We start from the raw sequence: 23,982 nt of genomic DNA on the forward strand, positions 1-23,982 counted from the left end.
ATCAATCATCCTCCCTTTCCGATCCCATTGGCTTTAGATTCCCATCCTTATCAAAATTAAAACTTTCAAAACGTTTTTTGCAATAAAGAATAACTAATTGTTCAGGTAGCACAAAAAGCATGGTGTAAAATATTGCTAAACAAAGGATGCCTATAAATATATAATCGATGTGAATAAAATAAAAGTTTTTAGACAAAAATTGAATTAAATATACTGCTCCTAACCCACCAAATATTGCCAGAGGCATAAAAGATTTTTTTTCAAATCTCGCTCTTATTTCACCTTTTTTAGAACCTTCTTTATAATGCCCTGCTCGTAATAATTTATAAAATCGCACGCAAGTAAAGACGAAAATCAATATTCCTAGTATAAGAGTGACAATGGTCGCCGTTAGCATAGACGCTGTTGTTGTGTCTACACTTCCTAGTATAAATATAGTAAATAGATATGCAAATACCCCAAAAAGATTTTGTGACACTAAAATAGTAACCAAATACTGTGTTTTCTCTCTTTTTTTATATATCTTTGAAAATGAATACATAATAGAGAATATGATTAAAACAATCGTAATTATTAAATGGATAGAAAAAATGTACTTTTTAAAAGGATAATAAGACTGATCTGCTACAACCACATACGTTACAATGAAAGTTAATACTTGCAAACAAGCAGCCAAAAGCAAGATTGCCCCTAAATTATTTGGCCCTTGCCTACCGGATTCTAAAGGCTTTCTTAACACAGCAAAATCTTCTTCTTGTAATTGATCTAATAATTTCATTTACATTTCCTCTCCCTTGTTTCTAGCTGAACCAATCTTTTAATTTATGAAAAGCACCTTTCGCTCTATCCATTAAAGACTTATCACTTTTACCTAATTTTTTATTCAATGCCCAGTTAAAAGCTATACCAAACCCAGCTCCAACTGCAGTTCCGACACCTGGAATTGGAATAAAGGCAGTCCCTGCAGCTGTAAAACCAGCTTGCACAGCTCCGCTTATTGCAGTTTCAACTGTTGTGTCTACAGCAGCTCTAGAATATGCTTCTTCTCTTGTTAAACCATCTGCTCTAGCATCGTTATAATTATTGTAATAGCTTAACCCTGCTCCAAGTGGTCCAAGCGCTTTTCCAGCAGTTCTTAAATGCCCATTCCCCAGTATATTTTTGGGATTTATACCACTTATATTGTCTTTTGCTCCATGAACTGTTGATTTTCCAACAGCTTTAAATTTATCCCAATTTGTTGCCTTGTCATTGTAAGCTCTCATTTCGGGATATTCTTTAATTATATTTCTCCCCTCAGGAGACCATACTTGCTTTCCTGTTTTCTTATCATAATAATTTAAAGGAGTTTTTGCTCTTCCTGATTTGCCACTTTGGTATAGTGAATATTTTGCATGTTTATTCGGTTTTATACCTAATTCTTTTAAAGCTGCTTCGCTTGCATTAATACGATAAGTTATCCTTCCGTTTTTTTCATATTTCGATACGCTTAACCCGTCATTTTCAGCTGCTCTAGCTATTGCTTTTGAAGAGGTATACCCAGATATTGAAGGGGCAAGATACGTACTGGTTAAACTACTTAGCTTTTTAAAGTTTTCGTCGTTTTTATAATCACTAAACCTTTCTACACCTGCAGATCCTTTAACGGAGTTCATTGTCTTTTCAATATGTTCTATTAAAGCCTTTGTTTGGGAATTGTGTGATTTTCCTTCATTGGTAAACGAATTAAAATTCTCTTCTAATTCAGTAATAGTCTCAACCACTTCTTTTTCATCCTGTACAATCGTATAAAAAGATGGAATACCTGCACTTGTAATGTCAGAAACATTGTGAATTGCTTTTTGAATACGATCATCTAAATCCCTCAACTTTTGATAATCTATATTTATTTTGATTTGTTGATCGTTTAAGTAGTCACTTTGAATGATCGCATTCTCATGAGAATCTACATTTGAATGAAATGCTTCTAAATGATCTTTTAGATTGTGATTCAAGTCGGTAAACAATTCAGTAAGTGCTTCAATAATTCCATGCTTATGGAAGCTATCGAAATAACCTTTAGCGTTCTTTGCTGCCTTTCCAGAGAAAGTATCCATTCCAATAATTTGTTCGATATTAGTTGATATTTCTTTCAAACTTGATTTAATATGAGTAGATACCTTTTGGAAGTCACTAGAAAACTCGATAACCTCTGATATATCCACTTTATTCCCCATCTAAACCCTCCTTTCGTTATAAATGTTCCATCAGTCACTAGTTATCTTAGACGTTCCCTTACTTAACTCTTCATCTTTTTCTTTCATACTTTCTCCTATATTTTTCAATGTGTCTATATCATTACTTAAAAGAGTTACGTATCTTTCCAGTATAGTCATTGCTTTAACCGCATTTTCCAAATCATTAGTAAACGGCGTAATATCCGTTTTATCAAAAGTCCAATTCTTATTAGTACTACTGTTTATATTGGAAACAGCAGCTTTTAACCTAGAAACATTCTCCCGAAAAACTTCTATGTTTATACCTACTTGCTCCCCCATTTAATCTACTCCCTTTCCTTTGCCCTTATTTGACTCTCCAGTGAATGGAGAGAGCTTTGCAGATTATTTAATCCTGCTGCATATGAAGCTTGATTGGCCTCATACCTTCTAATATCACTATCAATAGTCTCTTTTGCATCCATCGATTTAGATAAATATTGCTGAATACTATCTCTATATAAGCTATACTTATTATCATACGTATCTTTATTATTTCCTCTCCATCTTCTGCCATCTTTCTCTAACTGATCAATGGATTTTTTAGTTGTTCTTAAATGTGTAATATTAGTTTCCAATGTATTAGAAGCTTCCTGTAACCTGCTAACCTTATCTTGCAAAACTGATATTTCATTCCTTGCATTATTCATACCAAGTAACACAGTCCTTCTCTGCTCACGCAAAAGACTTAATGATGTGCTCATCCCTCACTCCCCCTTATTCAGGTATTTTCAATTTTGTATGCTGATGATCCATTGCTAAATAACATTCAAATGGGTTTGGATATTTTTCCTGTCTAATAAATGGTTGCTTGAATATATCCTGATCGCCAAGTCGCATACTCATCAATCCTACTATGGCTTGCGAACGTATATACTTAGCAACTTGTTCAAAGCTCAGTCCAATATAACTGTAATCCCCTATGAATATGAAATGGATGCCGGCCTTTTTGCCCTGTTCTATTAGAAGGGTTATTTCATCCACTTCTAATTGAGTACGATCACAAAAATCTTTTACATCGGCAATAAGAACAAGCCACCTAACATTCTCCCCCGTTGTCTGTTTAGTACGGATGTTAATTTCTGTCATAAGATCATTTTTCACAGAAATAACTCCTTCTTTTTCAGATATATATGCATGTAGGCTTTTTCCAATATCGGACAGTTGTTGTTCTGCCGTATCAATTAACATCGTTTGATAAAAACCAGAAAGAAGAGACACATTTTTTGCTAATGATTGACGTAATCTATCTAAACCATCTTGCCGGTCACTTACAACAGTTAAATGACCATGTTGGATTGGATCAAAAGCAAGTGGTTGTACTTCCTCAAATTCCAATCCTAGGGGGACTTGCATTCCCTTTACAAGCTGTTTCGTCTTTCTATTGTTTTTAAACTTCTCAAAGTCAACCACTCCTTCAGGCATCATCGGAATTTCCTCTGGTAATTCACCATCCCAGAATGCTTCCATTTCTTTTGCAGTTGCTTGAATCGCATCAATAATTGCTAATGTCTCTTCACCTTCTGCAGGAAGCATGGTTTGGAATAATGCTGGTTCGTCCAGCTTAATCATCCCTCTTCCTGGTATTTCTTCAATTTCAATCTCTGTCCTACCGACAATTCCACGAGCCTCGGTTTCTTCAATTAAATAAAGTGGAATTTGAGTTTTAATATTCGACAATAACGGCATGCGCATGGCACTTTGTCGTCCGGCACTAATGGCTAGATGAATGCCAATACTTGCACCCTCTCTAGCAATTTGCGTAATTAGCTTTTCGAACTCATCAGAGAATGCTGCATCACGGACAGAATCATAGTTATCAATAACAATTAATTGATTTTCCACTATATCTCCGCTCGCTTTTTCATACATATCCATACTTGCAACGCCATAATTGCTTAACTTCTGTTTCCGTTCCTTGATTTTACTGCTCATAAGACGGATGAATTTAGCTACTTTCTCTTCCTCATCCAGTAGCATCGTATCCGCAACATGTGGTAACGTTTTTAACGGTAATAAACCATTGGTACCAAAATCTAGTAAGTACACATGTAAATGTTCGGGATGGTGCTGATGCACAAGATTCATAGTAACTGTTTGCAAGAACGTTGATTTTCCGTAGCCCGGGCTGGAAAAAACAGCAATATGTCCATGCTTCGTTAAATCAAGCGTAAGTGGCGATTGCGATTGCAATTCTGGCTGGTCTAGTAAACCTAATGTAACAACTAGCGATTTCTTGCTTTCCTCTTGCCACACTTCTTTAAAATGAACATCATGTATTTCCTTTGGCAATATTCGTTCTGGTAACGGCGGAAGCCATGGTCTTGGAAGAGGATCAATTTGGCATTTTTCTGTGTAAGTAGCAATGTAATCAATCACCGCTTCCAATTCAGTTGGTTTTTTCTCCACATCTTGTTTATTGGCCAATCCACTTAAATCCTCGGTAAGAATATCATATTGACCTAAGTCATTAATCGCATAAACCGTTGTATCTATAAATTCATGATCTTCTTTATCTGGCACGTAATCTGCGCCACTCCACGCACTTTGAAACAGTTCATAGATTTCATTGTTCCCAACTTGCAAGTACGCCCGTCCTGGTAACGTAATCTCCGCTGCATCAGGTGTTTTCAATATTTCATTCGAATCACTCGCATTTTGTACTTTGAGCGCCAATTTAAATTTTGAGTTCGACCAAATTTGGTCATCGACAACTCCACTTGGCTTTTGTGTTGCAAGGATAAGATGGATACCAAGAGAACGCCCAATTCTCGCAGTGGATACAAGCTCTTTCATAAAATCTGGCTGTTCGGATTTCAGTTCTGCAAATTCGTCCGAAATCAAAAACAAGTGTGGCATCGCTTCGCTTGCTTTACCTTGCTTGTAAAGCTTCTGATATTGATTAATATGATTGACATTATGCTCCCCAAATAGCCGTTGACGTTTTTGCAGCTCTGCTTTTATCGAAGCGAGCGCCCGCATTGATTGCGCTTTATCCAAATTCGTTATCGTTCCTAACAAATGTGGCATGTCATGAAATAAATTTGCCATTCCACCGCCCTTATAATCTATGAGTAAAAAGGCAACTTCATAAGGATGAAAATTGATCCCTAAAGACAAAATATAGGACTGAATAATTTCAGATTTCCCTGAACCAGTTGTACCAGCAACAAGACCATGTGGACCATGAGCCTTCTCATGTAAGTTTAATTGAACGATATCTTCTTTACCCCGAAGACCTAATGGAACGGCTAAACTTTTATACGTTTCATTCACCTTCCAACGATGTTCAATATTTAAATCCGTTACATTTTCCACATCATACATTTCTAGAAAAGTCACTTTTTCAGGTATAGAGTTTTTTAGATTTTGTAGATGATTGATCGGTGCCAAGGCACGGGTTATTTCTTCCTTATCAAACCCTTCCGGATAATGATCCAGATGGAATTTTTTATTCACTAATTCTCCTTCTTCTAATAAAATGTTTCCATGCTTTGCATCACGAATGTCGATAACCGTTTTCACATGTTCTGGAAGTGCCTGCATGACATCTTGCACAAATACTAAGGATACACCAATTTCACTTAGATCTTCATTGAAAAATTCCATAATAATATGATCTAATATCATCTTCTCATCTGTAATAAGTACGATATAATGGGGAGAAAAATAAAGCTTTTCATTTTTGTTCGTTTTCTCTTCTATGGTTTGTCTACGTTCTTTTAATAATTGGTACAAGGAATACAACACTTGATCACGAGAACGTTCGTGATATATAAACCCGCGCACGTTAACATCTCTTAAACTAGCATGTGGTAGCCAGCGCATCCAATCCCATTCTTGCTTTTCTTCTTCTGGAAAAATTGTAATAAATTGCACGTCGTGATAACTATGAAATAATGCAAGTTGTGTAACTAATAACTGCAACTGCTCTAACACAAGCGGACGATGACCGATATAGCCAACAGGTCCTTTGGTTAATGATGTAACAACGGGTACATTTTCAATTTCTTTATATTGAGATAAAAGCTCTCTTGCTTGATCTATAAGTTCATCCTTTTCTTGGGTAAATTCTTCATCATTAAAGTCAATTTTAAAGCTAGATGAAACCGTTCCTAAACCCGCACGAAAATGCAGGAAATCATGCTGATACATGGTTTTTTCATAAATTCTTGCCTCCATATTTCTAACCATATCTCTAATCGTTACGATATCAGGATAATGATAAAATAAAGCGTGGCGTTGCTCCTCACTTACTAAGTGCAGTTCTTTCGTTTTCCGTTGCAAATACGCTTTATATGTCTCTTCACGATGTTTCATATCCGCTTTATATTTTTTAACACTTTTCACATAGGAAGTAATCGAAAATATTATCGTGACAATGGTAATCGATAGCATCACGATGATGTAAACCCCTCTAGGTTGAATTAGTGAAATAACAATCAGTGCTACAACCATTACTATTGGAGGTACGATCGTTCTTGCCAATTGTTCACTAGGCTTTGAAGGCTTATGTGCTGGTTTAGCAATCGTTCGATCTTCTTCAGGTTCCCGATAAATAATTCTAGGTGAACGATGATAATCTGGATACTCCCCGCTGTAAGGAGTAGTCACTTCTACCAATTCCACAAGCTTACTTGTAAAATCAAGATGTGATGTCATCACTTGTAATTCCTTTTCACCTACGCAAAACATCGTTCCAGCAACAAATAATTGGTCTCCAGGACATACGACTGCTTGCTTTTCAACAGCCTTAAAGTTATGAAAAATGGTTGCACCATTATTTTCTAGCTGAAAAGTAAACCCATTTTCCTGTCTGTGCAAGACGAAATCAACAGACGAATTAGGTAGCATAATATCGTCATATGAATGCGTGCCAACCGTTATTGTTTCTGCACCTGCAGCGTCATAGAATCTGGTTTCTTCCCTATGTAACAAATATAATTCCAACAGATGATCCGCTTCAGGGAGAGACAGTTGTTTTTCTAATTTCGCTTCCCCAATAAAAGCCTCGTTGCCATTCCACATTAGTTTATGTGTTTGCTCTAAGTTGGAAAAAGTTATATTATCTGACCAGCTATTACCAATTATCATTTCCTTTTTTTCTTGATCTGGTAAATGGCATTTATGCAATTGATTATCATAAGTGACCATGAGTATTTTGTTTGCCATTACGTTTCTCCCTCTCTAAAACGTTACAATATAAAATATGTGGACAGTTTCTGGACGCCAATGTTTATACCACGCAAGATACACGGCGCTTGATGTCATACCTGTAATGAGCGTGTGTATCGATGAAGCAACACGAAAGATTAATTTAATAGATGGCTAAAAAGCTATTTTTCCTTTTCTTTATCACCACTATCTTCTTTCTTTTTATTGTCCTCATTTGATTGCGCTTCTTGTTCTGTTTGGTTAGTATCTTCCGCCTCTGACTCACTTGCCGGTACTATTTCTTCATCCTCGTCTTGTAAATCAAACTCCTCACGGTACTGTTCTAATTCATCTTGTAACTTTTTAACAGTCTTTTCTCTCTCTGATCCTGTTAAGTCTGGATTGTTTTTAGCTTCCTCTATCTTTTGAATAAGTCCGTGTATAATTAAGACAGGGTCATCAATGTACTTGGCCTTTTCAAGCGATGTATCAAATTCTCCCCTGCCATTGTAAATCCAATAGGTTAAGTAATCAGGATCACTTTTCAAACTGACATTTTTTAAAATAACTTCCTTCTCTGCATCAGGTAAGTTTTCCACGTTAATATAGGAATGAGCTAAAATATACATCGTTTGAATCGGTAGCTTTTCTGGATCTTCCCCCTCTAAAGTGGAAATAACATCGCCATAGGAAGAAGCCAAATACTCACCGTGAGCTTCTAATAGATTATCTTGGTAAGGTGCTTTTATAATGCCGTAATAAATGACGGGAACGGTTAACAATACGGAAACGATAATCATAATAATGGAAAGTTGCTTAAATAAACGAAAGCGTTTCGTTGGTACAACTGTCATCGTTTGTTCTGTTTTGACTTGTTCTTCCTGATAACTTTTATACAATAAATCTTTGAGCTCTGCTAAGTCGGCTACTTCACTTACCTGTCGTTGAAATTCGGTTTCCGTTGCATTTTGTAACGACCCATGATAAAGCTGATCAAAATTAAATTTTTTAGAGAATAAAGCGATCACATAGCATTTTAATTGTTTTAAAAAATCTGCTTCATCCCATTCATAAGGTGGTACAAGCTTGCGAATCCCTCGATAGATAACAACAGGCATCAGATTATCATTAACCATCAGGTTATCAGGATGAAGAACAAAGGTTATCCTCGTGTTCAAAATAGGCTCTAATTGAAACATGTTGCACAGTAATCGTAATTTTTCATTTCTATGTAATTGCAGTAGTTGATCCCAGTTTTTCCATCTAGGCTCTAACTTAAATGTAAATTGAAATGCATCTTTTTCTTCCTCTATAGTGAGCGGGGCAAAAAAATCAGAAGGATGTAACATGATATCCATTTGGCGAACATCATGTACAGCGGTTTGTGATTTCGGTAAACGCATTTTCCAATTAGTTTGATCCATTTCAAATTGCAATGTGAGGTTTTCAAATTCGATTGTTTTTTCCTTCATTTCCCATTAACTCCTTTGTCCTCCAGTAAAAATGCATATTCCGCTTACAACACGACATATTGTGTCAAGCTCGATCATTTTAGCCATATGTTTCTTGTTATTGAACAACTAATATATCTCCATCTGTAACAGGGTAATTGACGATATAATCATCATCTGCAATGAACAGTTTCTTCGTGGTAACTTTGATGGCATAGTAAGAATGCTCTGGTAGCGTAATATGTAGGGCATCTGTTACATAATAGAGTAATTGTTTTACCGTTAATTGTGTGGGGATACGGAGGTCGTAAACTCCGCATCCAATGTTGTTAAAATCCATTGTCACATTAATATGGGTATCTTGTGCCATTTGTTATTTCTCCTAATTTAACATTTTTTGCATCATTACATAGATTCCACCACATAAAAGTAAAGCAAAACCTGTTAACACATATAACCATGTATTACTAGATTGGCTTGTCTCTGCTATCTGATCTTTATTCGGCTTCGAGGTAGATGCGGCAATCTCTTCATAATCTTTCGTGAACAGGTCGTCTTTAACGGAATCCAATGTCTTATTTGTTTGCACATCCTTTGCAAAGAGATCTGACTCCAGTTCTTCTAAAGACTGCTGCTGCTCCGCTTTCTTTTCAGCAATGATTTTAGATGTTTCTTCTGTAAATAGTGTAGGGAAAATCTTTTCTAACTCTGTTTCCTGGTTAACTGTATTTTTCTTATCATCTTCCACAATACGGTCAATTTTCATTTCTAAGTCTCCATCACTATCGGCACTAGCCGCTGGTGTTTGGTATCCCCAAACAACCAGCACGCTAATAACAAGTGTGAGGGTCGCTTTAACTAGCCTCTGCTTCTTTTTCATTGCCCACATCCCCTTTTTGTGTTGAGCGATGTACAACAAACAAATTGGCTAAAGCACCTACTATTACAACACCAATCATAATAAAGATGGACGCGGAGTAATTAGCTTCTCCTTGTACAACACGAAACAAAAGGGTTTCAACATATTGCAGTGGCGAGAATTCTTTCCACGTCTCCATTCCTTTTATACCTGTTCCAAAAGCATTTGTTAAGAACAGATATAGACTGAGCACCACTAAAAGTATAAACATACCAATCATTTTAACTTGTCTTAATAAATAAGTGGAAAAAAGTAACATTCCCGTAATTAATAAGACAATAAGCGTTGTAAGCATTAACATATCACTATCAGCAATTTCCATTGTATAACTAGATACAACACCAATCACAATACCTTCTAATACGCCAATACCAATCGTTATAAGTGTAATTGGTATGTTCAGGCTCATTATTGTTTTTCCTTCCGAAAATGGATCTCTCTCCATACGCTTCTGGTTTATTGTTGAAATAACATAGGCTGTAAACAAGACAACAATGAAACAGATTAACACAAGATAGTATGGTGTAAATGAATCACTGGATGTAATCGTTCCTTCATTACTTGTTTGAACTGGATTGGATAAGAAATCATATAAGTCTTCATTTTGCCTGTCACCAATACGACTATTTGCTAATACACCAGTGAAGTTCTCGGCAAAATTCTCATCATCCATTAATTTATTTGTCATATTTTCTGACAACGTTTCTACTTGTTGAACAATATCATCGCCACTTTCTTGAATCGTCGTCGCTTGCTCATTAATACTATCGAAAGTATCATAAACTACATCACCTTCATTTACATTTCTCTGTGCTTGCTCCGACAAAGATTGACTAGCTGATAGTAGTGGCTGAAAGCTGTCATCCAAGGAAACGATGGCAGACTGCTCTTCATCTTCTTTTGTTTGAATTTGTTCTTGAGATTCCAGTAAGTTCAAGCTTTTCTCTCGCCAAGCTTCTACATTACTTAAAGTTGTTTCAAGACTTTTATTCAAGACCCTAGCCCTTTCAGCAGTTTCATCTATTTTATTCACTAAAGCATCCGCATTGCTGTTCATTAATGCAACTTTCTCTTCATGAATTTCTATTTGAGCTTGTAATTGTTCCCATGGAGTGCGGATTTCTTTAGCCACTTCATCACTAATTTGTAAGACTATATAGTCTTTGATTAAACCAGGAACATCTTTTTTATTAAAAAGATAATATAACGAATCTTTAGTAGCTAATTCTTTTAAAGGTTTACCTTTAATTTGTTCCGGTAAATTCGCCCCCCCCATATGCAAACCAAAATAACTTTCGTAGGTTGAGAATAGTTTTTGGTAAGGGGTTACCGTGTTCGTTACAGCTTTAATTAATTGATTCGTCGCTTTATCCATTCCTTCCATCGGAGTCATAATTTCATGGTTAATGCGATTATTAATGACTTTAACTCTTTTGGTTGCTGGTTTTAGCTTCTCAAGCGGGACACTATCTTCTTCGTCCGATGGTTCATCCTCATCTGAGACATCCCCGCCCCCTGGCTCGTCCGGATTATTATTTCCAGGTGTTTCTCCATCCTCACCTAAACTTCCACCTTCTTCAGAATCGCTCTGTTCATCGCTTCCCTCAGACTTTTCTTCTGAAGTTGGTTTTTGCTTCGCTTTATTATCTGAAGTGTCAACATTTTTTCCTTGTTGCTCCACCTCTACCTCTGCATTCGCAACAAGTGGTGTTTCTGCTGTTTCAATTTGGGCTGTTTCAGGAACATCTACATTATTAATATCTTTTTGATGAAGCTTCCACTTCCAAGGAATTGGTTGGAATATGTCTATATTTGAATTTTTATCACGCAACCGTAGTGTAACCTGAACGGTAAATACACCTTCTTCATTCGCTGGAAGAATAATTTCACCATCATAATATTCTCTTGTATAATCTTCTTCGCCAATACCAGGAATGGTAAGATGTAAGTTTTCCACATTATATTTTTCGAGAATACGCTTTGGTATTTTTAATTTGAATGTTTGTGCTGATTTTTTATTTTTTGGCAACTTGACGGAATCAGACATCGTCATCCCTGAAGTATGCAACTTTTCTTTTAGTTTGTTTATCTTATATGATAGGAGTTTGGTTGGGTCACCACCCGGGTTAAGATTTTCATCTTTGCCTAAGCCGTCTTCATTCATATATTTTTCTGTTACCGCAATAACATTTCTAATTTCCTTGATTGTCCGCTTTGGCAAACCGACTTCTTCAAAGTCCTCCATATCCATTGAAGGTAATCTTCTTATGTGCTTATGAATATTGTCTTTTGCATGAACAGCTGGCTTTTTTAAAAGCATATTTACCAGTTGATCATCTTTACCCAGCTTATTGGTAAGTAGTCCATCTAAACGATCTGAAATTACCCCAGTAAAACCGCCCCAATATTCTGGGTTTATTCGTTTTTCAATATCATTATACGTTTTCTGGACTTGCGTTAATGAATCATCTAAATGCTTCCTTAATACATTCGCTCTTGTTGCAATATTACCCCCGGGATTACTTTTATACATTACAGAATTCACAGGTGGTTTAATTTCTTCCATACCGCCGTTATTCTGTAATTGTTCATTAATCAATTTATTTGCCAACTGTAAACGTTCCAACTCTTGTTCTACTTCCTGTTGCTTTAAGGAGCGATCAAATTCATTTAAAGTTTGATAGAATTCGAGAATTTGCGTATTATTTTGCTCTTTTAATTTTTTAACATCATGAACAGATGACAAATAATCTTCATCCAGTTCTGCATCATCTAACAGCTCTTTTTCAAAGTTATTCATTATTTCCTGAAAGCCTTGAAAGCTATCCTTCGATACCTCTGTGCTATCTTTTATCGTGCTAAATTGATTGGTATAATTATCTAAAGGATTATACACTTCACTGCTCATAGTGTTTGTAAATACGGCTTGTTTTTCAATAATGCCACCAATATTATCCTGCGCATTCTGCAGATTTCCGACAATACTTGCAAAATAAACGTCAATAATCCTACGATTAAATTGATTAAGAATATTACTGGCTGTTTTTTCTGCTTCCGCTTTTATTTGCTCATTATCCGTTGCGTTAATCTTATAATTTAAAACGACTTGGTCTGGCGATTCCGAATCAATAGATAGCGCTTTTTCGGAAAAATCATTAGGAATCACAATCATCATGTCATATGTACCACGTTTTAAGCCACTTTCTGCTACCCCGCGGCTAACTACAAACCACTCATGATTGTCTTCATTGTTCACCCCTTGGACGAAAGCCTCTCCAAAAGCTAGTTCTTGTCCATTTAAGATAGACCCCTCATCTTCATTAACAAGCGCTACAGCCATTGCTTTATTTGATTCTGATTCATCCTTTTCTGTTTGTTCTTGTTGACTTAAAGCAAGATAGGATAAGCCTGATGCTAAGATAACGATTAATACTAAAAACAGGAACCAGCGTTTATCCAATTTTTTCATAACAAACAGCTCCTAGAAGTTTCACAATTTATTTTGTTACATGAATCACTAATCGCAAAATCTTGTTCGTTTTTTTATACTATCTTTCCAAAACAGAAGCTGCACAACTTAAGCCGTGCAGCTCTCATAATGAGTCACGAAACGTTGTTTACGACAATTTTTCGCTCATATATAAGCCTTATCTAAGTCCAAAATTTTGGGACAATGCTTCGTCTTGTTGTGCAACAGCCTCAGCAGTTTTTGTTAATTGCATCTCAATTTCTTTCATTAAATGAGCAAAATCTTGCACTTTAGGCTTCAATTCGCGGAATTGATCATCAAAGCGTTCGAAAGCACGACCTTCCCATTCACCGCGCAGCTCCTCTTGTAGGTTTGATAGATCTCTTAGAATTTGTTCAATTTGATCAGAACTCGCCCCATACCGTTTTGCTTTTGCCTGTAGCTGTTCAGGCGTCATACGAATTTGTCCTGCCACTACATCTCATCTCCCTTTGTTAATTTACTTTAGAGGCAAAATTAAATTAGTGAACCTCTTTCTACAAGACTAATCAACCGAATTTTCTATGTCAATTGACTATATGCATTTTTTGGATAATTGATAATAAAGACCCATTTTATACAGAATGTACATTTTTCACATGGTAAAAATAGGAAATAAGTACCTCGTCCAAAACAGGACTAATGTCCCGATATAATGTTTACTCCATTAAATGCTCAACTGAAGAGAGCTGATTCATGTAATAGAATCAGCTCTAAACCTCTCCTATAAAAGCACCTTCGAATAGTACGCAAAAATAACGAATAATCTACCAAAAGAAAAATGGTAATATGGCTAATGATGCAATTGCACCTAAAGCAACACCGTAGCCGAATCCATATCCAAATCCATAAAAACCAAAACCAAAGCCTCCCAGTCCACGTCCTCTATCTAACGGCCTCATGTAAACTCGGTTTGGGCTCACTTTTTCAATGATACCTCGATGAACTTTCCCGCAATGTGTTTTAATCTCTACGGCCTTTCCCATATGACGTTGACATAATGAATAATAATGCGAACCTGACATATAAATTTCACCCCCAATGTATAAGTCAGATACAACATCATATGAGATAGTAATTAGCCCTGTAAAAGACAAATTACTCAGGTAATCAGCGGAAAATTAATGTTAAAAAGTTTCCTTTAGCAAAATTCAGCTTGTCGTCCAGTCTTAAGGCGTAAGCTATTTTTCTTATACTACAAACCTTAAAAAATTTTTTGGCTTTCCTAGAGTGTAAAAAATTGTAGGGATATTAGTATGTATAGCGCCATTTAACGAAATTTCTTTCAAATAAATTCAAGCATAATAGGTGATCACCCATATCATTTCCATTGCGTAGGCATACATTATTATTGTAAAAGAACTGGAGGTGTTTAAATGGGTGAAGCTGTTGCAGGTTATGGCTACGGCGGTGGATTTGCCTTAATTGTCGTATTGTTTATTCTGTTAATTATTGTAGGGGTTGCCTACATCTGTTAACAATTCATAAAGATAGGAGGATAAACTATGGGATATGGATATAATTGCGGTTGTGGAGGATACGGTTACTCCGCACCTGCTGGATATGGCTGTGGTATCGGCGGGTTTGCTTTAATTGTTGTTCTATTCATCTTACTCATTATCGTTGGAGCAGCATGCTTTTAAGATTTTACCACTACAGGAAAAAGCAGGTCCCTATTGCGACCTGCTTTTTTTAATTTGTATAGAATTGTAGATTATTTTTCCCCGTAAAAATAGAAAAGCCTTCTTACTTTCCCATGAAAAACATGCTTTCAACTACTTTATCGTCTTATCGTTTAATAACTGTTGTGTATAATTGATAAAGTCAGTAAAATAGCCATCAACATTAAAAGATTTGACACGTTTTTGTTCTTGTTTTTGTGTTGCCAAATCGGTAAAATACACGTGTACTTCTTTTCCTTGCTTATGAAGCTCATTTACAACTTGTAAACTCACATCCGTCGACTCTACTCCAATAGCAGAATATGGCACCTCTTTTGCTTTTTCAAGATTAAATGCCCCTTTTTTAAACAGTAATGTTAACGGAATGGACGGAGCAAGCAGCTGCAATTGTTCCAAGCTGGATTCTGAGAATGATTGAAAAGAGACATGTTGTCGATCAAGCAGATCATATTCCTTTAATAATTCAATTAATTTTGTTTCCATCTTCGCTTTACCATGAACGAGCCGTGTTTCAATATAATAATGCTCCTTTTTTTCAAAAACTTGCAATACTTCTTCTAAAGTTGGTATTGTTTCCCGTTTCTCCTCTTGCTGAAAGACTTCAACAGTCTCAAACTCCCTCAATTCCGCAAACGTATACGCAGATACTTTGCCGCTACCGTTCGTTGTTCTATCAATGGTGTCATCATGCATGACAACAAGCTCTCCATCTTCTGTCATTCGTAAATCTAATTCTAACGCATCCACACCATCTCTAGCCGCTATCTCATAAGCAGTAACGGTACTTTCATTAAAACGATCATTTGCCCCTCTATGCGCATAGATTTCTGCTTTTTCTGTAACCATAGGCGTTATTTGAATTTCTGCATGAGCATATAATGATAAGCTTGTAAGCAATAGTAGTATGAACAAAAATCCTCCTATTCTTTTAAACAAATGATTTTCTTTCACTTTTGTAGAACACTGCCTTTTCTGGATAATCCGTTATGATTGCAGCTACCCGAAGATCAAGCAACTGCTTCATATCATTCATATCGTTCACTGTCCATGCTCGTAGCCTTGGAAAACTAGGACGCCAATAGTCTACCCCTTTTAAAATTCCTTTTTGAGAAACGTGAATAGCTTCTAAATGAAAACAATCCATATACTCATGTGGATGCGGTAAGTTTCCTTCTACGAGTAGCGCGATCTCATGATTTGGGTCTAATTGTTTTATTCGAAGCAACGTTGGTAAATGAAAGGATGAGTAAACCACTTTTCTATTATTTCCATAAATTTGCACAATTTGTTGCACTTTTTCTTCTATTCCTTTATACGTAAACTTCGTCGTTTTTAATTCAATATTTAGTTCAATTGGATACGGTTTTAACAATTCTAAAACTTCTTGTAAAGTAGGAACCTGTTCCAAGCGCCATTGATCCTCAAATAAGTCAAAGTGAGAAAACTTCACCCCAGCACTATGTCTTCTTATTTCTTCTAACGTTAAGTCCTTTATATATCCTGTTCCATCTGTTGTGCGATCTAAAAATTCATCATGAATAACGACAATTTCTCCATCCTTTGTCATATGCACATCTAATTCAATCCCGTCAACACCTTCTTTTATAGCTTGCATAAATCCTAACAACGTATTTTCTGGGTATGTTCCCATGCTGCCTCGATGACCATAAATTTTTGTTTCCATAAAGTCCCTCCTTAAATAGTAAAAGTGATCCATTTTATACTTACCACGTAAGATCCTTATTAGGGAAAATTTACTTTCTTCTCTCAAATAGAAATTTCGACTTACCCAGATCGCATCGCATTTTTGAAGTCCGAGTCTTACAGCATTTCACATCCGAGATAAATCACTTTATATAGAGAAGAAAATGAAACTACTAGCTTCATTCTCTTCTTATAATCTACTCTCCTCGAGCAGTGTTTGCTTGTTCAATCGCCGCATTCACTTGTTCTACAGCAGTCGAGAATGCTTCATCGACATCGCCGCCATTGTATACCGTCTCTAATGCTGTTTCAATAATTTTACGCTCTTCAGGTATCATATCCATGAGTCCTCCCTGTGTAGCTATGGAAGGTTTGGTAGCCTGTAATTGCTCTACCGTTACTTGTAATTGCGGCATTTTTTGATACGCTTCTTGCACAACTTGCTGTTCATATGCTTTAGGATTGATGGCAAAATACCCTGTCCCTACATGCCATTCAGCTTGTACTTCTGGTTTTTGCACATACTTTAAGAAATCCCAAGCGGCCTTTTGTTCCTCTTCTGCCTTTCCTTTCGACATCCAAAGGCTTGCGCCACCAATTACAACTCCATGACGCTCCTCTTTCTCAGGATATGGGATAAAAGCAACGCCTACTTCAAATGGTGCATTATCAATCACATCTCTAGCACTAGCGGAAGACTGCATAAACATAGCTACATCGCCACTTAAAAATCCAGTTACCATATTGTCTGAATTCGTTCCATAATTTGCAAATGTATCTTCATCCATCATACGTTTGACCCATTCAAAAATCGATTTCCCTTTTTTATTATCAAAGGCTACTTCAGTCGCTGTATCACCACGTCCATTATCATTATTTAATAACAGACCACCTTGATTTGCTAACAATTCTTCAAATAACCAGCCATAAGCTTGCAGCGCAAAGCCTTTCATGTCAGAATTGGATTCCTTAATTGCTTTGCCTGCTGCTTCTACTTCCTCATAGGTCTCTGGTGGTGCTTCTGGATCTAAACCAGCCTCTTTAAATGCATCTTTATTATAATACATGACTGGTGTAGAGGAGTTAAAAGGCATGGAATAAAACTTTCCATCAACCTTGTAATAATTCGTAATATTTTCCTCCAAATTACTCATATCATATCCTTCTTCATCAATAAACTTTTGAATTGGTTCCACGTTACCACTGTGAACCATCGACATCGTTCCAATTTCATTTACTTGCACAATGGTTGGTGCATCGTCAGTTCCACCTACACTATGGTATTTTGATAGTGTTTCTTCATATGTCCCTTGATATTCCGCATTGACTTGAACTTCATCTTGGGATTCGTTATATTTCTTTACGATTTCATCCAAGGCAACCTGTGCTTGACCGCCCATTGCATGCCAAAACGTTACCTCTGTTTTGCCACCTGATTCTCCATCTTCTTTCGCTTTTGCTGTACCTTCACTATCTTTTTCCACGGAACTACAGGCAGCAAGTATGAACGTAAAAATAACTAAAGTAAATACGAGTATTCTTTTCAATTTTCTTCGCTCCTTTTGACAATGTTATTTATTTTATTAAGATAGGATTGCGTTATTTTATTGCGCCTTCTGTTAAACCTTTTTGCAATTTCTTTTGCCCTAAAAACAATAAAATTAATGTTGGTAAAACCACAATTAGCCCGCCAGCCATAATTACTCCCCACTCATTAAGCTGTTCCTGCGATTGCAGTTGTTTTAATCCTATTTGAACGGTTCGAACCGTATCATCTGTGGTAGAAAGTAAAGGCCAGAGATACATATTCCAAGAAGTTAAAAAGCCATATACTCCTAAGGTTACTAAACTCGTCTTGGCTACAGGTAGAACGACGGTTAGATAAAATTTGACATCGCCCATCCCCGTTATTTCACTCGCCTCTTTTAATTCTTTTGGAATTTGTTTGAAATGTTGCCGTAACAGAAACGTGCCAAACGCAACTGCAAAGAATGGCAAGGACAACCCAGTATACGTATTTAATAAATCAAGCCCTCTTATCGTTTGGAAATTAGGTATAATCGAAGCCTCAAAAGGAATCATCATTGTCGCAATAAAAATAAAAAACAACGTATCTCTCCCTTTAAACTCCAAAAACACAAAAGCATATGCAGCCATACTTGATAACAACAATTGTCCAAGCGTAATAAACAACGAGACAATAAAACTATTCATCAAATAACCAAATAAAGGGAAACGTTCAAAGGCTTTTATATAATTGTCCAACGTCCATGTTTCTGGTAGAATCTTCCCTGTTAAAATATCTTGGCTCGACATAAAGCTCATTAAAAACGCCACAATCGCTGGGGCGAACAGTAACAATGCAGATACGGTAAGAAGAAGGTAAAAAACCAGCTTTTTACTACTAGACATCGTCATTGGTAATGCACCTTCCTCTCTCCCAACTTAAATTGTAACAATGTCATCAAAAGAATAATGACAAACAAAACAACTGCTTGTGCGCTCGCTGTCCCATATTGATAATTTTCAAATGCTTCTTGATATATAGAGTACACAAGTAAGTTCGTTTCATTTTGCGGTCCACCACGGGTTAACATGTCAATTTGACCAAATGTTTGAAACGCATTAATGAACGAGACGGTAATGACAAAAAACAACGTAGGCGACAGCATTGGTATCGTTATTCTTCGTAATTTATATAAATAACTAGCGCCATCAATTTCTGCACTTTCATACAAATGCGAATCTATCGATTGTAAACCACCTAAAAGAATTAAAAAGGTAAAGCCAAGATTCATCCAAATTGTGGATATAGATACAGAAATAAGCGCCCATTTTGGATCTGTTAGCCAACCAATTCCCTCTAACCCTACCGCCTCTAACAGTTGATTAAGCCACCCCATCGTCGGATGGAATAAAAACATCCAAAATACAGATGCCGCAGCTACAGAAATCCCCATGGTAGAGGAAAAAATCATTCGAAAAAAACCGATTCCTTTTAATTTTTCATTGGCAATCACAGCGAGAAACAAACTAATTACAATCGTACCCGGCACGGTGTAAAGCACGAATAAAAAAGTGGATTGTAAGCTTTTCAAAAAAATAGGTGATGTGAAGATGTTTTTAAAGTTATCCAAGCCTACAAAAACCGTTGTGGCTCCACTGTTATCAGTCAGAAAAAAACTTAAATATAATGTTCGCGCCATTGGGTAAAATAAAAATACACTAAACAATATCATAGAAGGTAATAGAAACAGCATTCCTTTAACAAAGCGAACTCGTTTTTGCTTTTTCTTAATTTTAAGGAAGTCAATTTTCCTATATTGCTCTTGTAGTACGACTGCTTCTTTCATACGACCGCAACCTCTTTCTCCTTTGTTGGAGAAGCTGCTTTTAGTAATAGACCTGAATCTGTATCAAAAAAGCACAGTTTGTCTCTGGAAATATGTACGGGTACCTTTTCCCCAACTTTTATCGACCATTGTCCTAACCATTTAGCCGTCCATAATTCTGGACCTATTTCAAATGTAGCTAGTGTTTCATTTCCAAGCTGTTCTACATTAATTACATCTAGATGATGCGTAGCTTCCCGATCAACGGCAGGTAAAATATGCTCTGCACGAATACCAATGGTAAGATTTTTAGCTTGGACAATTTTTGTGGCAGGTTGTATAGAACCCATATCAATCTCAAGAAAATCTTCTACCTTTAACATTTGCTGATTGAACACAGCTTTTCCGAGATTCATTTTTGGTGATCCGATAAATGAGGCAACGAATAAGTTAGCGGGCTCATTATACAATGCAATCGGCTCTCCAACTTGTTGAATTTCCCCATCGTTTAAAACCATAATTCGATCACCCATCGTCATGGCTTCCACTTGATCATGTGTTACATAAATCATGGTTAAACCTAACTTTTTTTGTAATCTTCTAACTTCTATACGCATATGCGCACGGAGTTTCGCATCTAAATTAGACAATGGCTCATCCATTAAACAAAGAGGTGCTTCACTGACAACAGATCTAGCAAGTGCTACCCTTTGTCGTTGTCCTCCAGAAAGTTCCCTAGGCTTTCTTTTTAACAACTCCGATAACCCCATCATTTCTGTGGTCTTTTTCAATCTATCCTGCTGCTCTTGTTTGCTTACTTTTTTTGCATGTAAGCCAAATAAAATGTTTTGCTCTACATTTAAATGCGGGTACAATGCATAATTTTGAAAAACCATGGATAAATTACGATCCTTTGGGCGTAAATGATTTACTATACGATCGGCAATCTTTAATGTGCCTCCTGTAATTTCTTCTAAACCAGCAATCATACGTAATAACGTACTTTTTCCTGAACCAGAAGGTCCTACTAGCACAAAAAACTCCCCCGCTTCTATGGACAGGTTAATACCATTTAATACATTAGCCTGTTTGTCATAAGATTTGGAGATATCCCATAACTCCACTTTACTCATTCTTCACCCTCCCTCAATGTAATAACTTACTTCTAAGGCTCCTTTTTCACGTTTATTTAAACATAATAATTATTGTTTTTGGGTATTTTTACATAATATTTGCTTTATTTTAATGTTTTTAACATTTCCTTAATATTCCATGTAGAAGAGTTAAATTAGGTGTTTTTGCACTTTAAGCTATCGTCTAGCTTTATTTGAACAATCCTCCTTCTGGCAAACAATGCTAGAATAAGGTAGCGGAGGAGAAGCACCGTTACTCCTTGAAAATGACAATCAGTTTCTTCGTTCATTGTTCGCATGCATAGCTTTCCTTGTCCAATAAGAAATAGCAATGGAAAGACCAGATAGGAAGAAATGCAATATGTTTGCCAAATGGATCCATGGATAAGCTGTCCACTGAAGTAGAAATTTTCTACTATCGTTCTTCTCGCTAGAAAAATGGCTTGTTTTCATATTTGTTCGTTCTATTAAAAAGTCTCTCTTGCATAGAATGTGTTAAAGAAACAAAGAAAGGCTGACATAGAATGAAACGTGTATTATTAACCGGGTTAATAGCTATTACAAGTATATTTTCACTCATTTTTTTCCTTACTTTACCTCAATTTCAAAGCAAATTCTTTCAGCTACCGTTGCTTGATGGAATAACAGAGTCGGTTGTTTTTTCTGATGCACTCTATACAGTTATGAGCACAGAAATACCGCAAATGGAAACTACACTTGAAGCAAATGATATACAAATGGCAAATTTGCCAAAACTACTATTAGAAACCGCATCTGGTGTTTCTCCTAGAAATTTCTCAAGCTTACTAGATTTAGCGCTTCCTGGAAGAAACCCTGACTTTCATTTTTCATTTGTTTCAAACGGTATAGATGAAGCATCCATGCCTATTGAATCCCCGCCACCAGATTTTGAGGAATTATTAAAAGAAGAACCAGAAGAAGAGCAAACAGACGATAAAAATAAAACGGATCAGCAAGAAGCAGAAGTGTATGTTTACCATAGTCATAGTTGGGAGGGGTTTTTACCCTTATTAGGAGAAGATAAACAAAAACCATCACAAGCATCTAGTACGGATAATGCAAAGAATATTGTTCTAGTGGGCTCCATGTTAACGGAGCAATTAGAAAAGCAAGGTATACCTACTTTTCATGATCGAACAAACGTTACTGCTGCTCTACACGAGCAAGGTTGGGATTATTACGACTCCTACCGATTATCTCGAAAAACGGTAGAAGCAGCGATGGCAAGCAACCAGAAAATACAATATTTTATTGATATTCATCGTGATGCCCAGCGTAAAGATATTACTACTACGACGATTCACGGAGAGCCATTTGCCAAATTGTATTTTATTGTTGGTGAGGAACATGAAAATTACAAAGAAAATCTTGCATTTGTAGAAAAGCTCAATGCCCAACTAGAAGAAAATTATCCTGGCATAAGTCGCGGTATCTTTTTAAAAGATCACACAGATGGTAATGGTATTTACAATCAAGATTTATCCAAACAGTCCATCCTAATCGAAGTTGGTGGCGTAGATAATAATAAAGAAGAACTATCCAATACAACGAAAGCTTTAGGGGAAGTAATTGGAGAATATTACAAAAATTCTGAGCAAGTAACGACAGAGAGGTAACTTATGTGGAATAAAAGAATATGAGATAAACATAACTTGTCGCCAAACCTTATGGCGAAATTCTTTGTTTTTCTTATACGATAAAGCCAAAAAATAAAATACTTTCCTATGGTATAAATGAGAAGAGCTGAAATCAGTTGAATAATAGTAATTACAAAGGCGTCTTTAGTTAGCTCCCAGAAAAAATGTATATACACTGCTCCCTTGAAATAGACGAATATTTTCAAGGGAGCAGTGACAGAGAAGCACTACTAGTACTAAAAATAATGCATAACGGTCTTTATAATATCCATCTTTCATAAGCGATACATGGTTTTCTTCTCCACTTAAATTTGCCCATCCTCCTCTTTCAAATCTTGAAATGGGTATCTTATAGCGAAATAAGCGAGACGTCTAAAATTCGGTACATTTTCTAAAATTAATTTACTTTAATCTGAAACTATTTATTCACTCACTCGTATTATAAGTAAATGATTTCCATTACTTTTGTAGAAAAACGAGCTTCATTGCCTAACATGTTGAAAATTGTCGTTTTTCTTATACTACAAAGCCTAAGGTTTTATACGCTACGGCTTAAAAAGGGGGAATACATATGACTGTTTTTGGGTTGCCAATCGAGACATTATATTTATACATGCTGATTATTGCTGCAGCCCTAACCATTATTTACATGCTTTTTGGCGATATATTAGAAGGAATTGGTGAAGTAATTCCTATAGCTAACCCTATCCTTATTCTTGCCTTTGTCACTTTCTTTTCAGCAACGGGTTACTTACTTGAAACGTTAACATCCTTGTCCAGTCTAATCATTATTTTCATTGCCATGCTTATTGCCTTTATTCTTGATACGCTTTTAAATGTATTTATTTTGGTTCCTTTGGCTTCTGCAGAAGAATCTCTTGGCTATACAGAGGAATCCTTAATTGGGCGTGTCGGCAAAATTATCATTCCCGTTCCAGCAGATGGATACGGAGAAGTTGTTATTGAAAGCAAAAGTGGTAGAATCTCTAAACCTGTAACAGCGTATCACAACCAGCCCATACCTGAAGGAACAGAAGTATTAATTTTAGATATAAAAGGTGGCGTGCTCTATGCTGAACCTTATTCGAAGGATGTTTTAGATGCATAGAAACATGCACGAGTTCTAAGCATGTTACTTTAGTAATTTACACTTTTTCAGCCCATTCCGTGCATGCATTTTAATTAT

The 23,982-nt window shown here is 36.3% G+C and carries 21 protein-coding genes; 4 read left to right on the top strand and 17 right to left on the bottom strand.

What is annotated here, in order from left to right:
• Position 1: 1 nt before the first annotated feature.
• From B2C77_RS13360 to B2C77_RS13410, 11 genes are all read right to left on the bottom strand, one after another.
• On the bottom strand, positions 2 to 778 hold the full coding sequence (locus tag B2C77_RS13360) for a hypothetical protein (RefSeq protein WP_077704666.1): 777 nt from the start codon (positions 776 to 778) through the stop codon (positions 2 to 4).
• Between the two features lie 22 nt (positions 779 to 800).
• Positions 801 to 2,216 (bottom strand): T7SS effector LXG polymorphic toxin, encoded by a 1,416-nt coding sequence (locus B2C77_RS13365; protein ID WP_077704669.1) that lies wholly within the window; start codon positions 2,214 to 2,216, stop codon positions 801 to 803.
• Between the two features lie 30 nt (positions 2,217 to 2,246).
• Complete coding sequence (locus B2C77_RS13370) at positions 2,247 to 2,537, bottom strand: TIGR04197 family type VII secretion effector (protein WP_077704671.1); 291 nt, start codon at positions 2,535 to 2,537, stop codon at positions 2,247 to 2,249.
• Between the two features lie 5 nt (positions 2,538 to 2,542).
• Complete coding sequence (locus B2C77_RS13375; RefSeq protein ID WP_077704674.1) at positions 2,543 to 2,959, bottom strand: YwqH-like family protein; 417 nt, start codon at positions 2,957 to 2,959, stop codon at positions 2,543 to 2,545.
• Positions 2,960 to 2,972: 13 nt separating this feature from the next.
• Positions 2,973 to 7,427 carry a type VII secretion protein EssC gene (essC, locus tag B2C77_RS13380; protein ID WP_077704677.1) on the bottom strand — a complete coding sequence of 1,485 codons (4,455 nt, stop codon included), beginning with the start codon at positions 7,425 to 7,427 and terminating at the stop codon, positions 2,973 to 2,975.
• A gap of 164 nt (positions 7,428 to 7,591) precedes the next feature.
• Positions 7,592 to 8,881 (bottom strand): type VII secretion protein EssB, encoded by a 1,290-nt coding sequence (gene essB / locus B2C77_RS13385; protein WP_077704680.1) that lies wholly within the window; start codon positions 8,879 to 8,881, stop codon positions 7,592 to 7,594.
• Positions 8,882 to 8,978: 97 nt separating this feature from the next.
• Positions 8,979 to 9,230: an EsaB/YukD family protein gene (locus B2C77_RS13390; RefSeq protein ID WP_077704682.1), complete on the bottom strand. Its 252-nt coding sequence runs from the start codon at positions 9,228 to 9,230 to the stop codon at positions 8,979 to 8,981.
• Positions 9,231 to 9,242: 12 nt separating this feature from the next.
• Positions 9,243 to 9,740 carry a type VII secretion protein EssA gene (gene essA, locus B2C77_RS13395; RefSeq protein WP_164085539.1) on the bottom strand — a complete coding sequence of 166 codons (498 nt, stop codon included), beginning with the start codon at positions 9,738 to 9,740 and terminating at the stop codon, positions 9,243 to 9,245.
• A complete protein-coding gene (gene esaA / locus B2C77_RS13400; RefSeq protein ID WP_077704687.1) occupies positions 9,715 to 13,248 on the bottom strand; it encodes a type VII secretion protein EsaA in 3,534 nt (1,177 codons plus the stop codon). The genes essA and esaA overlap by 26 nt, the downstream gene beginning before the upstream one ends.
• Before the next feature lie 178 nt (positions 13,249 to 13,426).
• Positions 13,427 to 13,723, bottom strand: a complete 297-nt coding sequence (locus B2C77_RS13405; RefSeq protein WP_077704690.1) for a WXG100 family type VII secretion target — start codon at positions 13,721 to 13,723, stop codon at positions 13,427 to 13,429.
• Between the two features lie 331 nt (positions 13,724 to 14,054).
• A complete protein-coding gene (locus B2C77_RS13410; RefSeq protein ID WP_073005566.1) occupies positions 14,055 to 14,312 on the bottom strand; it encodes a hypothetical protein in 258 nt (85 codons plus the stop codon).
• Between the two features lie 351 nt (positions 14,313 to 14,663).
• On the opposite strand from B2C77_RS13410, the gene B2C77_RS13415 reads away from it, so the two are divergent.
• Positions 14,664 to 14,765 carry a YjcZ family sporulation protein gene (locus B2C77_RS13415; RefSeq protein ID WP_073005567.1) on the top strand — a complete coding sequence of 34 codons (102 nt, stop codon included), beginning with the start codon at positions 14,664 to 14,666 and terminating at the stop codon, positions 14,763 to 14,765.
• Positions 14,766 to 14,792: 27 nt separating this feature from the next.
• The gene (locus B2C77_RS13420; RefSeq protein ID WP_073005569.1) at positions 14,793 to 14,930 is read left to right on the top strand and encodes a YjcZ family sporulation protein; all 138 of its coding nucleotides are present in this window, start codon (positions 14,793 to 14,795) and stop codon (positions 14,928 to 14,930) included.
• Positions 14,931 to 15,062: 132 nt separating this feature from the next.
• On the opposite strand, the gene B2C77_RS13425 is transcribed toward B2C77_RS13420, so the two are convergent.
• The 6 genes from B2C77_RS13425 to B2C77_RS13450 form a co-directional block, all read right to left on the bottom strand.
• Positions 15,063 to 15,881 carry a glycerophosphodiester phosphodiesterase gene (locus B2C77_RS13425; RefSeq protein ID WP_073005571.1) on the bottom strand — a complete coding sequence of 273 codons (819 nt, stop codon included), beginning with the start codon at positions 15,879 to 15,881 and terminating at the stop codon, positions 15,063 to 15,065.
• A gap of 16 nt (positions 15,882 to 15,897) precedes the next feature.
• On the bottom strand, positions 15,898 to 16,653 hold the full coding sequence (locus B2C77_RS13430) for a glycerophosphodiester phosphodiesterase (protein WP_077704693.1): 756 nt from the start codon (positions 16,651 to 16,653) through the stop codon (positions 15,898 to 15,900).
• A 217-nt stretch (positions 16,654 to 16,870) separates the two neighbouring features.
• The gene (locus tag B2C77_RS13435) at positions 16,871 to 18,220 is read right to left on the bottom strand and encodes an ABC transporter substrate-binding protein (protein WP_077704695.1); all 1,350 of its coding nucleotides are present in this window, start codon (positions 18,218 to 18,220) and stop codon (positions 16,871 to 16,873) included.
• Between the two features lie 52 nt (positions 18,221 to 18,272).
• Positions 18,273 to 19,085 (bottom strand): carbohydrate ABC transporter permease, encoded by an 813-nt coding sequence (locus B2C77_RS13440; protein ID WP_206193325.1) that lies wholly within the window; start codon positions 19,083 to 19,085, stop codon positions 18,273 to 18,275.
• A gap of 2 nt (positions 19,086 to 19,087) precedes the next feature.
• Positions 19,088 to 20,026, bottom strand: a complete 939-nt coding sequence (locus B2C77_RS13445) for a carbohydrate ABC transporter permease (RefSeq protein ID WP_077704699.1) — start codon at positions 20,024 to 20,026, stop codon at positions 19,088 to 19,090.
• Complete coding sequence (locus tag B2C77_RS13450; RefSeq protein WP_077704700.1) at positions 20,023 to 21,138, bottom strand: ABC transporter ATP-binding protein; 1,116 nt, start codon at positions 21,136 to 21,138, stop codon at positions 20,023 to 20,025. The genes B2C77_RS13445 and B2C77_RS13450 overlap by 4 nt, the downstream gene beginning before the upstream one ends.
• 524 nt (positions 21,139 to 21,662) lie before the next feature.
• Here B2C77_RS13450 and spoIIP point away from each other — a divergent pair.
• Together spoIIP and B2C77_RS13460 are read left to right on the top strand one after the other, a co-directional pair.
• Positions 21,663 to 22,775 carry a stage II sporulation protein P gene (spoIIP, locus tag B2C77_RS13455; RefSeq protein ID WP_077704701.1) on the top strand — a complete coding sequence of 371 codons (1,113 nt, stop codon included), beginning with the start codon at positions 21,663 to 21,665 and terminating at the stop codon, positions 22,773 to 22,775.
• A 592-nt stretch (positions 22,776 to 23,367) separates the two neighbouring features.
• Positions 23,368 to 23,904, top strand: a complete 537-nt coding sequence (locus B2C77_RS13460) for an NfeD family protein (protein ID WP_077704704.1) — start codon at positions 23,368 to 23,370, stop codon at positions 23,902 to 23,904.
• The last annotated feature ends 78 nt before the right edge of the window (positions 23,905 to 23,982 follow it).

The sequence above is a fragment of the Virgibacillus dokdonensis genome (genome assembly GCF_900166595.1).
GTDB classification, from domain to species: Bacteria; Bacillota; Bacilli; order Bacillales; family Amphibacillaceae; genus Virgibacillus; species Virgibacillus dokdonensis.

Bases quoted from the DNA above. Each gene is read 5' to 3' on its own strand.
- B2C77_RS13360 (WP_077704666.1), bottom strand. From the start codon at position 778: ATGAAATTATTAGATCAATTACAAGAAGAAGATTTTGCTGTGTTAAGA.
- B2C77_RS13365 (WP_077704669.1), bottom strand. From the start codon at position 2,216: ATGGGGAATAAAGTGGATATATCAGAGGTTATCGAGTTTTCTAGTGAC.
- B2C77_RS13370 (WP_077704671.1), bottom strand. From the start codon at position 2,537: ATGGGGGAGCAAGTAGGTATAAACATAGAAGTTTTTCGGGAGAATGTT.
- B2C77_RS13375 (WP_077704674.1), bottom strand. From the start codon at position 2,959: ATGAGCACATCATTAAGTCTTTTGCGTGAGCAGAGAAGGACTGTGTTA.
- essC (WP_077704677.1), bottom strand. From the start codon at position 7,427: ATGGCAAACAAAATACTCATGGTCACTTATGATAATCAATTGCATAAA.
- essB (WP_077704680.1), bottom strand. From the start codon at position 8,881: ATGAAGGAAAAAACAATCGAATTTGAAAACCTCACATTGCAATTTGAA.
- B2C77_RS13390 (WP_077704682.1), bottom strand. From the start codon at position 9,230: ATGGCACAAGATACCCATATTAATGTGACAATGGATTTTAACAACATT.
- essA (WP_164085539.1), bottom strand. From the start codon at position 9,740: ATGAAAAAGAAGCAGAGGCTAGTTAAAGCGACCCTCACACTTGTTATT.
- esaA (WP_077704687.1), bottom strand. From the start codon at position 13,248: ATGAAAAAATTGGATAAACGCTGGTTCCTGTTTTTAGTATTAATCGTT.
- B2C77_RS13410 (WP_073005566.1), bottom strand. From the start codon at position 14,312: ATGTCAGGTTCGCATTATTATTCATTATGTCAACGTCATATGGGAAAG.
- B2C77_RS13415 (WP_073005567.1), top strand. From the start codon at position 14,664: ATGGGTGAAGCTGTTGCAGGTTATGGCTACGGCGGTGGATTTGCCTTA.
- B2C77_RS13420 (WP_073005569.1), top strand. From the start codon at position 14,793: ATGGGATATGGATATAATTGCGGTTGTGGAGGATACGGTTACTCCGCA.
- B2C77_RS13430 (WP_077704693.1), bottom strand. From the start codon at position 16,653: ATGGAAACAAAAATTTATGGTCATCGAGGCAGCATGGGAACATACCCA.
- B2C77_RS13440 (WP_206193325.1), bottom strand. From the start codon at position 19,085: ATGTCTAGTAGTAAAAAGCTGGTTTTTTACCTTCTTCTTACCGTATCT.
- B2C77_RS13445 (WP_077704699.1), bottom strand. From the start codon at position 20,026: ATGAAAGAAGCAGTCGTACTACAAGAGCAATATAGGAAAATTGACTTC.
- B2C77_RS13450 (WP_077704700.1), bottom strand. From the start codon at position 21,138: ATGAGTAAAGTGGAGTTATGGGATATCTCCAAATCTTATGACAAACAG.
- spoIIP (WP_077704701.1), top strand. From the start codon at position 21,663: ATGAAACGTGTATTATTAACCGGGTTAATAGCTATTACAAGTATATTT.
- B2C77_RS13460 (WP_077704704.1), top strand. From the start codon at position 23,368: ATGACTGTTTTTGGGTTGCCAATCGAGACATTATATTTATACATGCTG.